Origin of the sequence: Frigidibacter sp. RF13 (assembly GCF_026626305.1) — a bacterium.
In the GTDB taxonomy this organism is placed as follows: domain Bacteria; phylum Pseudomonadota; class Alphaproteobacteria; order Rhodobacterales; family Rhodobacteraceae; genus TMP-24.
Genome location: NZ_JAPNUE010000019.1, coordinates 1 through 12062 on the forward strand (window position 1 = coordinate 1; position 12062 = coordinate 12062).

The 12062-nt window shown below is 62.8% G+C and carries 13 protein-coding genes and 1 tRNA gene; 4 read left to right on the top strand and 10 right to left on the bottom strand.

Annotated features, from left to right (window positions below; genetic code table 11):
* Window positions 1–106 precede the first annotated feature (106 nt).
* The 8 genes from OU426_RS17960 to dapF all read right to left on the bottom strand — a co-directional run bounded on the left by OU426_RS17960 (window position 107) and on the right by dapF (window position 7070).
* On the bottom strand, window positions 107–898 hold the full coding sequence (locus OU426_RS17960) for a cytochrome c1 (RefSeq protein WP_267635548.1): 792 nt from the start codon (window positions 896–898) through the stop codon (window positions 107–109).
* A gap of 18 nt (window positions 899–916) precedes the next feature.
* A complete protein-coding gene (petB, locus tag OU426_RS17965) occupies window positions 917–2239 on the bottom strand; it encodes a cytochrome b (RefSeq protein WP_267635550.1) in 1323 nt (440 codons plus the stop codon).
* 12 nt (window positions 2240–2251) lie between these two features.
* Window positions 2252–2815, bottom strand: coding sequence for a ubiquinol-cytochrome c reductase iron-sulfur subunit (gene petA / locus OU426_RS17970; protein ID WP_267635551.1), 564 nt, complete (start codon window positions 2813–2815; stop codon window positions 2252–2254).
* Window positions 2816–2995: 180 nt separating this feature from the next.
* Complete coding sequence (locus tag OU426_RS17975) at window positions 2996–3604, bottom strand: glutathione S-transferase (RefSeq protein ID WP_267635553.1); 609 nt, start codon at window positions 3602–3604, stop codon at window positions 2996–2998.
* A gap of 23 nt (window positions 3605–3627) precedes the next feature.
* Window positions 3628–4248, bottom strand: coding sequence for an FMN-binding negative transcriptional regulator (locus OU426_RS17980; protein WP_267635554.1), 621 nt, complete (start codon window positions 4246–4248; stop codon window positions 3628–3630).
* 128 nt (window positions 4249–4376) lie between these two features.
* Entirely contained in the window at window positions 4377–4772 is a 396-nt protein-coding gene (locus OU426_RS17985) for a c-type cytochrome (protein WP_267635555.1), read from the bottom strand.
* 205 nt (window positions 4773–4977) lie between these two features.
* On the bottom strand, window positions 4978–6234 hold the full coding sequence (mtaB, locus tag OU426_RS17990; RefSeq protein WP_267635557.1) for a tRNA (N(6)-L-threonylcarbamoyladenosine(37)-C(2))-methylthiotransferase MtaB: 1257 nt from the start codon (window positions 6232–6234) through the stop codon (window positions 4978–4980).
* Window positions 6231–7070 (bottom strand): diaminopimelate epimerase, encoded by an 840-nt coding sequence (dapF, locus tag OU426_RS17995; protein ID WP_267635558.1) that lies wholly within the window; start codon window positions 7068–7070, stop codon window positions 6231–6233. Before dapF ends, mtaB begins: the two co-directional genes overlap by 4 nt.
* A 95-nt stretch (window positions 7071–7165) precedes the next feature.
* Here dapF and OU426_RS18000 point away from each other — a divergent pair.
* Window positions 7166–7241 (top strand) — tRNA-Lys (locus tag OU426_RS18000).
* 281 nt (window positions 7242–7522) lie between these two features.
* On the opposite strand, the gene OU426_RS18005 is transcribed toward OU426_RS18000, so the two are convergent.
* Both OU426_RS18005 and thyX read right to left on the bottom strand, forming a co-directional pair.
* Complete coding sequence (locus tag OU426_RS18005) at window positions 7523–9013, bottom strand: ATP-dependent nuclease (protein WP_267635559.1); 1491 nt, start codon at window positions 9011–9013, stop codon at window positions 7523–7525.
* A 19-nt stretch (window positions 9014–9032) separates the two neighbouring features.
* Window positions 9033–9938: an FAD-dependent thymidylate synthase gene (gene thyX, locus OU426_RS18010; protein WP_267635561.1), complete on the bottom strand. Its 906-nt coding sequence runs from the start codon at window positions 9936–9938 to the stop codon at window positions 9033–9035.
* A gap of 152 nt (window positions 9939–10090) precedes the next feature.
* Between thyX and OU426_RS18015 the strand changes: the two genes are divergently transcribed.
* From OU426_RS18015 to OU426_RS18025, 3 genes are read left to right on the top strand one after another with little or no spacing between them, the layout of a single operon-like run.
* Window positions 10091–10519 (top strand): VOC family protein, encoded by a 429-nt coding sequence (locus OU426_RS18015; RefSeq protein ID WP_267635562.1) that lies wholly within the window; start codon window positions 10091–10093, stop codon window positions 10517–10519.
* A gap of 8 nt (window positions 10520–10527) precedes the next feature.
* Entirely contained in the window at window positions 10528–11184 is a 657-nt protein-coding gene (locus OU426_RS18020) for a DUF1194 domain-containing protein (protein WP_267635564.1), read from the top strand.
* A complete protein-coding gene (locus OU426_RS18025) occupies window positions 11181–11891 on the top strand; it encodes a DUF1287 domain-containing protein (protein ID WP_267635563.1) in 711 nt (236 codons plus the stop codon). The genes OU426_RS18020 and OU426_RS18025 overlap by 4 nt, the downstream gene beginning before the upstream one ends.
* Window positions 11892–12062 lie beyond the last annotated feature (171 nt).

The window sequence follows — 12062 nt, forward strand, 5'->3', positions numbered from 1 at the left end:
CCCCGCGCCCCGCGCGGCCGCGGCCCCCCCCGCGCCCGCGCCGCCCCCGCCGCCCCCCCCCCCCCCCCCCCCCCCCCCCCCCCCCCCCCCCCCCCCCCCCACTTCCTCAGACCATTTTCTTGCCCTTGTGCGGCGCCCAGAGCCGCTTGTTGGTGAGATAGAGCAGCACCGAGAGAAGGCCGAGGAACAGCACGGCGAGGAAGCCCGCCTGCTTGCGCTCCATCATCTTCGGCTCGGCGGCCCACATCAGGAAGGCGGTCACGTCTTCAGACATCTGCTCGACCGTCGCTTCGGTGCCGTCGGCATAGGTCACCTGACCTTCGGTCAGCGGCGCAGGCATCGCGATCCAGCCGGTCGAGAAGGCATGGTTCTCGTAGAAGGTCGAACCAGCTTCCTCTTTCTCTTCGCCTGTATATCCAGTCAGGACCCCGTGGATATATTCCGGCCCGCCGATCCCCTTGAAGAACTGGTTGATCCCGAGGCCGTAAGGCCCGTGGAAGCCCGCGCGGGCCTTCGCCATCAGGCTGAGGTCCGGCGCACCCGCCCCGGTATTGTGCGGGAAATTGTCGGTCTCCTTGCCTTCGCGCTCTTCACCCGTCTCCTTGTCGACGACGGTGAACTGCTTGGCATAGGCGCGGACCTGATCTTCCGGCAGGTGCGGCCCGCCCACGTCAGAGAGTGAGCGGATTGGCACATAACGCAGGCCGTGGCAGGCCGAGCAGACTTCGGTGAAGACCTGCAGTCCGCGCTGCAACTGGTGTTCGTCGAAGGTCCCAAACGGCCCTTCGAACGAGAAGGCGTGATCTTCGATATGGCCGCCTTCGCCACCCGCCGCCATGGCCTGACCGGCCATGAGCGTGAGGGCGGAAACGGCGGTGATTGCGAGTTTCTTCAGCATCTCAATCAGTCCTTTCCGTCACTCGGCCGCGTCGGTCTTGGCGCCGTAGTGGGCGTTGAAATCATCCTCGATCGTCGCGGGCTGGGCCAGCGGCTTCTCGATCACGCCGAGGATCGGCAGGATCACGAGGAAATAGGCAAACCAGTAGGCCGCCGCTATCAGCGAGATCGTCGAATAGGGCGGCTCCGCCGGCATGGCGCCGCACCACATCAGAACGACGAAGTCGATGAGGAGGAGACGGTACCACCATTTGAACATCGGCCGGTACTGGCCCGAGCGCACCGAGGACGTGTCGAGCCACGGCACCAGCGCCATAACCGCGATCGCGCCGAACATCGCCAGCACGCCGAAGAACTTGGCGTCGACGATGCCGAAGGTCACCCAGTTCGTCAGCATGACGATCCAGACATCCGAGGTGAAGGCGCGCAGGATCGCGTAGAAGGGCAGGAAGTACCATTCCGGCACGATGTGGGCGGGCGTCGCCAGCGGGTTCGCTTCGATATAGTTGTCGGGATGGCCGAGGTAGTTGGGCATGAAGCCCACGACCGCGAAGAAGACCACCAGAATGACCGCCAGCGCAAAGAGGTCCTTGATCACGAAATAGGGCCAGAAGGGCAGCGTGTCTTTCTCGGCTTCCGCTTTCGACCCGCGCCGCACCTCGACACCCGTCGGGTTGTTGTTGCCCGTGGTGTGGAAGGCCCAGATATGGACGGCGACGAGCGCCGCGATCACGAAGGGCAGAAGATAGTGGAGCGAGAAGAAGCGGTTCAGCGTCGCATTGTCGACCGCCGGTCCGCCCAGAAGCCATTCCTGAATGGTCGGCCCGATGCCGGGGATGGCGCCGAAGAGGCCGGTGATCACCGTGGCACCCCAGAAGGACATCTGACCCCAGGGCAGCACATAGCCCATGAAGGCAGTGGCCATCATCGCCAGATAGATCAGCATGCCGATGATCCAGGTCACTTCGCGCGGCGCCTTGTAGCTGCCGTAAAAGAGGCCGCGGAAAATGTGGATATAGACCGCGAAGAAGAACAGCGACGCGCCGTTCGCATGCAGATAGCGCAGGAGCCAGCCACCGTTCACATCGCGCATGATATGTTCGACCGAGGCGAAGGCCTGATCGACATGCGGGGTGTAGTGCATCACCAGAACGATGCCCGTGACGATCTGCAGAACAAGGCAGAACGCCAGGACGATGCCCCAGATCCACCACCAGTTCAGGTTCTTCGGCGTCGGGATCATCAGCGTGTCATAGACGAGGCTCACCACCGGCAGGCGGGAATGGAGCCACTTTTCGAAACCGGACTTCGGTTCGTAATGGTCGTGCGGAATACCAGCCATCTTTCCTGCCCCTCAGCCCAGCTTGATCGTGGTTTCGTTTTCGAATTTCGCCACCGGAACCGGCAGGTTGCGGGGCGCGGGGCCTTTGCGGATACGGCCGGCCGTATCGTAGTGCGACCCGTGGCAGGGGCAGAACCAGCCGCCGAACTCGCCCGCGCCATCGCCCAGCGGCACGCAGCCGAGATGGGTGCAGACGCCCATCATCACCAGCCATTCGCCATTCTCGTCGAGCGAACGGTTGGCGTCGGAGGCGTCAGCTTCGGCCGACAGGTTCTCGTTCTCGGAGGCCGTGTCGATCAGGTCGGTCAGCGCCACGGCACGGGCCGCGTCGATCTCTTCCTGGGTGCGGCGGCGGATGAAGACCGGCTTGCCGCGCCATTTGACCGTCAGCTGAGTGCCCGGCTGGACGCCACTGATGTCGACGAAGATCGAGGCAAGCGCCCGGACGTCCGCCGAGGGGTTCATCTGGTCGACGAGCGTCCAGGTGGCGGCGCCTGCGGCGACAACCCCGGTTCCGGCGGTGGCATAGTAGAGGAAATCCCTCCGGGTGCCTGCGTGGTCTTCTGCGTGAGACACGGATATTCTCCCTTCCTCGGCCGCTTGCGCGACCATACGACGACTGGCCACGGTTTCCCGCAGCCTTCAGGGGCGGTTATTAGCGGCCAAATCCCGGCCCGTCCAGCGGACAATCTGGCGCGGGCAGGCCTTCTTTGACGAAGCGTGTCACCCCTACACCAGCCCCCAGTCTTAAGGCGCTCAGCCCTGCGGAACCGTCTCTTTCAGGCTAGGCCGCTTGGCGATCTGGCTCTCCCAGGCTGCAAGCGCGGGCCGCCCCTGACGCCAGTCGCGGTCGGCATGGCGGAAGTCGAGGTACGAGAGCGCGCAGGCAAGCGCCAGCTGCCCCATGTCGAGAGGGCCATTCAGGTGATCCGCCCAGCCCGCCTCAAGCGCGTCGAGCGCGCGCGCCACCTTGGCCCATTGTGCCTCGACCCAGTCGGGGAAGCGTTTATCCTCTGGCCGGATGCGCGCCTCGTAAACCATAAGTATCGCCGCATCGAGGATCCCGTCCGCCGTCGCCTCAAGCGTCAGTGTACGCCACAGAAGCGGCGCCTTGGGGTAAAGCCTGCCGCCCGCGCGGTCGTCGAAGAAGCGGCAGATCACCCGGCTGTCATAGATCGCGCTGCCGTCATCGAGGACAAGGGCGGGAATCTTGCCCAAGGGATTGCGGTCCACGGGCAGCGAGCCCGGCGCGGTCGGCGTGCCTGCGGCAGGAATCAAGGTCACATCGCTCGCCTGTCCGGTTTCGAGAAGAAGCACCATGACCTTGCGGCCGAAGGGTGTGGTGGGCGAATGGTAGAGTTGCATCGTGATCTCCTCTTGCGGCGCGGTCAGCTTTGCACGGCGCGCATCAACTTGGCCAGTGCGGCTGTTTCCTGTCCAATACCCACCGTCGCCATCTGATCGGCCGCGCGGTTGCGCGCGTCTGCCGGTTTGTTCTGGCCGAGCTTCCAGGTGCTTTGCACATCCGTAATCACCAGGCGGCAGGGCACGATCATCCGCATCAGCCGGTCAAGCACCTCGTCCGGCATCTTGTCCGCCGTCCAGGGCTTCTTCGGCAAGAGGCGACGTTCGAACTCCGCCGAGAGACGGTCGAGATGGGGGCGTAGCGCCTCCTGCGGCAGAAGCTCCAGCCTGCCACGCAGATGCACGCCGAGGTAATTCCAGGTCGGCACCTGATCGGCCAGACCGTACCAGTCGGATGAGACATAGCTGTCGGGCCCCATGATGGACAGGAGTGCCGGAGCGGGCGCAGCAAGCGCCCTCGCCACCGGGTTCGACCGCACCAGATGCATTTCGGCCGTCTTGGAATCTTCCGACAGCACGAAGGGGACATGCGCAGCTAGTGGCCCGTCCGGCCCGTTGACCATCAATGTGCCAAAACCACGCTCAGCCGCGAAGGCTAGCGCCTTCATCTCAGGCGTGCTGCGATAAATTGGATTGGGATGCATCAGTTCCTCCGTCGATGGAGGTCTGCGGCATACCGGCAATCTTGTCATCCGCGGAATTGTCACGAACACAATAGCTAGGAGTCCGGAGAGTAACCTTCGCTCTCCGAACTCCCAATTGTGGTTCGCCGCTATTCCTGGATTGATTCCAGATATGTAGCGATCGAGAGTATCCGCCCGCGTGTTTCGATGACCGCGCCCATGAGCTTTTCTTCCGCGTCGGACATGAACATTTCACCGAAGATGGGCATCGGACCCATGTGGGCGCGCAGACCGCTTCTGCCATCGATCACATGGATGACCCGTAGCATCGGGAATTCACCGTCGTTGGCTTTTGCAAGACCCGTCAGTTGCGGCACTTGTACAGTGAGTATTTCGGTCAGCTCTCCGCCGCCCTTCCCGCTGAAACCGTGGCAGGCAGAGCAGTATTGGTCATACAAGACCTTGCCCACGTCAGTTTCTTCGGCGGCAGCCATCCCAACACCAAGCCCAAACGAGGCAACGAACAAGAATGTAACTGATTTCATTTCGACCTCCTTTTCTCGGACAGTGAACGAGAACTGCAGGGTCGGCCTTCAAAAACGCGAAGGCATTGACCCATATCATATGAGTAAAAATAATTTCCCGTACATAAACTCGGGCTAAGTGCTCGCAAGCTCGGCAAAATTCGGCGTCTGGGACGAAACACGATCAAGAGGGTTTCGCGATTTTCCCGCGGCTCTGTTCCCGCCCTCAAGCTTTGAGATGGCCGCCGAACGTACCTGTCACGATGGCTTGGACGATCCGGCCCTCCGGCTGGTCGTCAGCAAATACCACTTCCGTGAACTGCTCTGTCCGGCCCATGCGCGTACCTTCTGTCAGTACGCGGTGTGTCTGTCCGATCTGATTATCGAGATGGCGTGTCAGAGCTACCTCGCCCGCCGCCCTCAGCCGCGCCGCGCGGTTGCGGATCTCCGGCCCCTTCACCTGCGGCATCCGCGAGGCCGGTGTGCCCTTTCTCGGGCTGAAGGGGAAGACATGCAGGAAGGTCAGATCGCAGTCCGTCACCAGCTTCAGCGAATTTTCAAACATCGCTTCGGTCTCGGTCGGGAAGCCCGCAATGATGTCGGCGCCGAAGATCATGTCGGGGCGCAGCCTGCGCGCCTCCTCGCAGAAGCGGATCGCGTCGTCGCGCAGGTGGCGGCGCTTCATCCGTTTCAGGATCATGTCGTCGCCCGCCTGCAAGGACAGGTGCAGGTGCGGCATCAGGCGCGGCTCGGTCGCGATCGCCAGCATCAGATTGTCATCCGCCTCAATCGAATCGATCGAGGAAATCCGCAGGCGCGCGAGGTCCGGCACCAGCCTGAGGATGCGCATCACCAGATCGCCCAGCCGCGGCGTGCCCGGCAGGTCGGCGCCCCAGCTGGTCAGATCGACCCCGGTCAGCACCACCTCAAGGAAACCCTTGCCCACCAGTCGCTTGATCTGCTCGACCACCACGCCTGCGGGGACCGAGCGGGAATTGCCGCGCCCATAAGGGATGATGCAGAAGGTGCAGCGATGGTCGCAGCCGTTCTGCACCTGCACATAGGCCCGGTGCCGACCGAACCCGTCGATCAGGTGACCCGCGGTTTCCCTGACCGACATGATGTCATCGACCGTCACCTTCTCGGTCGCGCCGATCAGGTCGGGCGCCTTCAGGCCCGCCCAGGTTTGGGCCTGCATCTTTTCATGATTGCCGATCACCCGCGTCACTTCGGGCATGGCCGCAAAGGTCTCTGGCTCGGTCTGCGCCGCGCAGCCGGTCACGATCACCGGCGCCCCGGGATTTTCCCGCGCCAGACGGCGGATTTCCTGCTTGGCTTTCCTCACCGCCTCGGCCGTCACAGCGCAGGTGTTCACGACCACAGCGCCTTCGACCCCCGCCGCGGCCGCAAGCTCCTTCATCGCTTCGGTCTCGTAGGCATTGAGCCTGCAGCCGAGCGTCGAAAAGACCGGCGGCGCGTTCATCCCGCGCGCTTCACGAAATCGGCAGACAGGACCCCTTCGAAGACGAGCGCGGTCGGCCCCGCCATCCAGACGCCATCCTCGCGCCAGTCGATCTCCAGCACCCCGCCATCGAGATCGAGAGTGACCTTCCGGCCCGTCATCCCCTTCAGATGCGCAGCAACCGCCGTCGCACAGGCGCCCGACCCACAGGCGAGCGTCACGCCGGTGCCGCGTTCCCAGACCCGCATGCGCAGCCGGTCTGGGCTGGTCAGGGTGGCGAACTCGACATTGGTGCCCTGCGGATAGAGCGCATCCTTCTCATAGCGCGGCCCGTCCTTGGCCGGGTCGGTGGCTTCCGCATCCGGCACGAAGAACACGCAATGCGGATTGCCCATGCCGACCGCGACCGGCAGGCCGGGCAAGGGCAGGTGCAGCGGGTCGACGGCGCGGGCGAGCGGGATCTCTTCCCAACCCAGCTGCGGCGTGCCCATGTTCACCTCGACCATCCCGTCGGCCCGCCGCCGGGCGACAAGCAGCCCGCGCGCGGTGTGGAAACGCGTCTCGGACTTGCCGCTTTCCGCCATCATCCGTTCGGCCACGCAGCGCGAGGCATTGCCGCAAGCCTCGGCCCGGCTGCCGTCGGCATTCCAGAAATCGAGCGTGAAATCCGCGCCCTCGCCCGCCCGTATCTCGGCCAGCTGGTCAAAGCCAACGCCCCGGTTGCGGTCGCCCAGCGCGCGCGCCAGCGCGGGCGTGGTCACAGGCCCGCGCCCCCGTGAATCGATGATCACGAAGTCATTTCCCGCCCCGTGCATCTTGAGGAAGCGCAGGGCCTCTGGCGCGGCAGTATCCGTCATGCCCCGCGATATACGCGCGGGCGGAAGATTCTGCCAGTGCCCCTGCTTTTGCCCTTGACCACCTCCCGCCCCCTCCCTAAAGAAGCGCCCGTGTTGGGCCCGTAGCTCAGTTGGTAGAGCAACTGACTTTTAATCAGTGGGTCACAGGTTCGAATCCTGTCGGGCTCACCACTGATCTTCCTGAAAAGATGAGAGAATGGCGCTGGCGGCGGCAGGCCGATTGCGTTGCGTGTAATTTCCCGCCCGGGGGTAACAGCGGCGTCAACCGCCCCCCGGGCAGCGCCCGACCGCCCCGGAGGGCGGGCGCTTCGTCGCCGTCGGTGTGGAGAATGGCCGCGGGAGGGGCGGAGGCATGAAGTGCCGACCTTTGACGTTGGAGCGCCCACCCGCGGCCGGGAGCGTGCGGAGGCCGGGGCGGGGTTGGTGCGCATGTATGCGCACCCTACGGCTTGCTACGCTTGGCCGCCTCTGACGAACTCGACAACGTCCTTCCAATAATCTTGGTTTTTCTCGTTATAGATATCGATCATGCCCGAACGAATATGAACTGCCGACGAAAAATCTAGGCGGCGACTCAGCTCCACAAAGACCGTGTGAGGGTCGCAGGCGGAGTACCGCACACTCTCTATGGCGGCCAATATGCGGTCCTCGTCGAAACCGGACAGGAGGCACCGTTGCCTCAAAATGGAGACCAACTCTGTGCGATGGTCAAATACATAATCAAAAACAATGGATTCCGGTGTTCCATCGCCTAGATATTTCGCGTGCGGTGGCAGGTCTTGCGCGGTCGTTGGATCATAGATATCGCCATCGACCAACGCGACAGAAGGGACCACAGTCGTTGGGTTGTCGTTGTGATATTTGCTCACTTGCAACACATTGGGATAGCCTCCGGCTTTGAAGACTCTGGTAGTTTCAGCCAATCCGCTCCCGAACCTTGATATGGCATTTTCCACCCATTCCCTTACAAAATCATCCTCAACAAAGACAACGCGCTCATTTGGCACCTCGCCCGTTATCGCGCGCAAGCTTTCAATACTCAGCTGGCCATTCCAAACGCGCTTGTTAATCGAAGCCCAAACCGCCTCGGGTGGCAACTCATCCACCGCATCCTGAGAATGAGTCGTAAAGATTATTTGGTGGCGTTTGCGGCGGGCAACCGACATAAGATACTGCACCATAAGCCTCACTGCAACCGGATGCAGTCCGTTTTCGACTTCCTCAATCAGAATTAGAGAATTATCTGGCGCACTCTCAATTCGATCCACTGTAGCAATTACCGAAGCCTCACCTGCGCCAAAATGAAACTGGGAGTATCCGACGGACGTCGGAGCCACCATAGAAGCCGTGGTCGCGCCCACATACATCTTATTCTCTGGGTTGTCTGGCAGATGGACAACGCGATAATGCGATATGTCCTTGTCAAGAATTGCACCCGCGTATGTCCGCGTCTCTGGGCTCAGATTCGATTCAACGATACTTGGGTTATTGGCGCCGAGGAACCGCCGATACTTCGGAAGCTCGCCGGCTGGGACGGTTCGTTGTATCTCTACGTATTCCACGTGCCGTTCTGGAAAATCATCACGACGCCATTTGGCCTGTGCAAATCGAGCTGTCCTCTCTATATTTTGGCTGGGAGATTTCGGCTTGTCCACCAATAGATATTCTACAACCCAATCCGACATAGATGTGTCGCCAATATAAGACTTCGGGAAAAATTGTCCGGGCTTAACATCTTTGTAGGCGAGCGCAGCCGCGCCGAGTATAGTCGACTTGCCTCCGCCATTTGTGCCAATGAGCGCTGTGACCGGCGCCTTAAACTCGATAACTTGATCACGAAATCCGCGGATATTCTTCAAGGAACACCGCTTCACGAACTGTCGGTAGTTATTGCTCGTGACGCGCTGAATTTCTTCGCGCAGTTGATTTGGGCTCAGCTTCACCGGTCTGCCTCCAAGGGATTCACCCCCACACCCCCTCAAACTCCCGCCATTCCCCCTTGGACATGCCGGAGGTCTCCTGAGTCACCATCTCACCCTTAAGGCGACGCTTCAACACCTCGATCGCCTTGCCCGACAGGGTCGCCCCGCCCAGCCGGTAATCTTCGAACGCACTGTAGGCCAAGGGCACCCAGTCCTTGACGATCCGGCACATCGTCTCGGCGTAGACCCGGATTTCGTACTGGGCGTGGGCGTCGGCGCGCAGGCGCAGGAAGTGGAAGAGGTTGTGCAGGTCGACCTTCCAGTACCATTGGGTATAGACGTTCGCGGGCAGGTTCATGCGGGCAAGCTCTCGGGCGAGGCCCTTCTGGCCATCCTGGCTCAGCATCGCCTCGTAATGGTCGTAGCTCTTCATCGCATCCTCGCGCAGGATGTCGAGGACGCGGGCGGCCTCCTCGCCTTCCAGCAGTTCTCCCCGGCCCTGGTTGTTGATGGTCGATTGCGCGGCGAGGTTTTCGGGCGCGGGGATGTAGAATTCGCGGTCGAGGATCGAATAGCGCGCGGAATATTCGTTCACGTTCGCGGTGCGGTGGCGGATCCACTGGCGGGCGACGAAGACCGGCAGTTTGACGTGGAACTTCACTTCGCACATCTCGAACGGGGTCGAGTGCCAGTGGCGCATGAGATAGCGGATCAGCCCTTCGTCATTCTGCACCGCCTTGGTGCCGCGGCCATAGCTGACGCGGGCGGCCTGGGTGATGGCGGCATCGTCACCCATATAGTCGATGACGCGGACAAGACCGTGGTCGAGCACCTCGTGCGGCACATAGAGGTGTTTTTCCATCCCGTCGGAAGTGGCACGCAGCGTGGTGCGACTCTGGGCGCGGGCCTCGGCGATTTCGGCCATCTGGTCTGGGGTGAGCGTCATCGGGGCCTCCTGCGGTACGAATCGGTCCCTACTATATTATGCGGTTCACGCGGGGGTAGCCCGCAATCTGTCGCGGGTGACAGATCACGCGCTTGGCATTTCGCATCCGGGCACTCTCGTATAGGCTGACAGATGACAGGGATGGAGGCACCATGGCGATACGCTATCTGCATACGATGGTCCGGGTACTGGATCTGGATCGGTCGATGGAGTTCTACCGGCTTCTGGGGCTTGAGGAGACGCGGCGGTATGAGAACGAGGGCGGGCGCTTCACGCTCGTGTTCATGGCACCGCCGGGGCAGGAAGAGTGCCCGGTCGAGCTGACCTTCAACTGGGACGGCGACGAGGGCCTGCCCTCTGACGGCCGCCATTTCGGCCATCTGGCCTACGAGGTCGATGATATCTACGCGACCTGCGCGCATCTGATGGCCAACGGCGTCACGATCAACCGGCCGCCCCGCGATGGGCGCATGGCCTTTGTCCGCTCGCCCGACAATGTGTCGGTGGAGCTTCTGCAGAAAGGGGCGGCCAAGGCGCCGGCGGAACCCTGGGCAAGCATGGGCAATACGGGGCACTGGTAGCCCTTCTTCTGGCCGGTCCGGCGGCGGCCGAGTGCCGGCTGGCGCTGGCCTTGGGCTTTGATGTCTCCCGCTCGGTCGATGCGCGCGATTACGAAATCCAGCGCAATGGGCTGATCGCCGCGCTTCAGGCGCCCGAGATCCGCGATGCCTTTCTCGCGCCGCCCGACTATGTGACCTTCGCGCTTTATGAATGGAGCGGCCAGAAGGACCAGCGGGTGATCGTGCCCTGGACGCGGGTCATGGGGCCGGAGGACCTCGACCGGATCGTCGCGACCCTGCTGGCGCATGAGCGCGGGCCGGAACGGCAGGCCACGGCGCTTGGCCGCGCGCTGGCTTTCGGGCGGGGCGTGCTGGCCGAAGCCGAGCCCTGCGCGACCCAGACGCTCGACATTTCCGGCGACGGCCAGAACAACGATGGCCCCTCGCCCGGGCGCACCTACGCGACGGTGGACTTCGAGGGCATCACCGTGAACGGCCTCGCCATCGGCGACCATGAGCGCGGCATCTTCGACTATTATGAGGCCGAGGTGATCAGCGGACCCGGCGCCTTCGTGGTTGCCTCGCCCGAGCAAAGCGACTTTCCGCGCGCGATCCGACGGAAACTGGAAAAGGAACTGTCGGTGCGGCTGCTAGGCAGCCTTCCCGAAACGGAGCGGGGCGGATGATGGGACGAGTATTGATCCTGCTGGCTGTCGCGCTGGGTGCCTTAGCGGCCCTGCGCGACCCGTGGCGGGCAAAAGTCTTAGCTCAGGCGACCATCGCGCGCATCGCCCCGCCGCAGCCGCCCGAACCTGCGATGACCGACCTGCCGGTGCCCTCGCCGATCGCCGAGGCGATCCTTGCGGCCGCCGAGCGGCAGGTCGGCGTAACTTTGGGCTACGATCCGGCCTATGTCGCCATTGCCTTTCCCGGCGGCGATGTGCCGTCTGCGACGGGCGTCTGCAGCGATGTGGTGATCCGCGCTTTGCGCGAGGGCCTCGGCCTCGACCTTCAGCTTGCCGTCAATCGCGATATGAAGCGCGCCTTCGCTGCCTATCCCGCACTCTGGGGTCTCACCCGGCCCGACCCTAATATCGACCACCGCCGCGTGCCGAATCTCGAGACCCTTCTCACCCGCGCCGGCGCGGCGCTGCCTGTCTCAAGCGACGCGGACAGCTATCTGCCCGGTGACATCGTCAGCTGGCGCCTGCCCGGCAACCGGCCGCACGTCGGCCTTGTCAGCCGCATCCCGATGCCGAACGGCACACCGATGATCCTACACAATATCGGCGCGGGTGCGCGGATCGATGATATTCTCTTCCGGTTCGAGATCGCGGGACATTACCGGCTGACCGAAAAGGCGCTGGCAAATCTTGGTCTTGCTTCCCGCTAGAGGCGCCACACGCGTCCGCCTTGTACGCTTGCCGCGCCTTCCCCTTCATCTTGGCTCAAATACCTCGGGGGGACCGGGGGGCTGGCCCCCCGGCGGGGGGGCCCCCCCCCCCCCCCGGGGGCGAAAACACAAACAACAACACGCCAGATAAAAAAAACGTATAGGGGGCCC

Excerpts from the sequence above, each read along its gene's own strand:
- OU426_RS17960 (WP_267635548.1), bottom strand. The coding sequence starts at position 898 with ATGCTGAAGAAACTCGCAATCACCGCCGTTTCCGCCCTCACGCTCATG.
- petB (WP_267635550.1), bottom strand. The coding sequence starts at position 2,239 with ATGGCTGGTATTCCGCACGACCATTACGAACCGAAGTCCGGTTTCGAA.
- OU426_RS17975 (WP_267635553.1), bottom strand. The coding sequence starts at position 3,604 with ATGCAACTCTACCATTCGCCCACCACACCCTTCGGCCGCAAGGTCATG.
- OU426_RS17980 (WP_267635554.1), bottom strand. The coding sequence starts at position 4,248 with ATGCATCCCAATCCAATTTATCGCAGCACGCCTGAGATGAAGGCGCTA.
- OU426_RS17985 (WP_267635555.1), bottom strand. The coding sequence starts at position 4,772 with ATGAAATCAGTTACATTCTTGTTCGTTGCCTCGTTTGGGCTTGGTGTT.
- mtaB (WP_267635557.1), bottom strand. The coding sequence starts at position 6,234 with ATGAACGCGCCGCCGGTCTTTTCGACGCTCGGCTGCAGGCTCAATGCC.
- dapF (WP_267635558.1), bottom strand. The coding sequence starts at position 7,070 with ATGACGGATACTGCCGCGCCAGAGGCCCTGCGCTTCCTCAAGATGCAC.
- thyX (WP_267635561.1), bottom strand. The coding sequence starts at position 9,938 with ATGACGCTCACCCCAGACCAGATGGCCGAAATCGCCGAGGCCCGCGCC.
- OU426_RS18015 (WP_267635562.1), top strand. The coding sequence starts at position 10,091 with ATGGCGATACGCTATCTGCATACGATGGTCCGGGTACTGGATCTGGAT.
- OU426_RS18025 (WP_267635563.1), top strand. The coding sequence starts at position 11,181 with ATGATGGGACGAGTATTGATCCTGCTGGCTGTCGCGCTGGGTGCCTTA.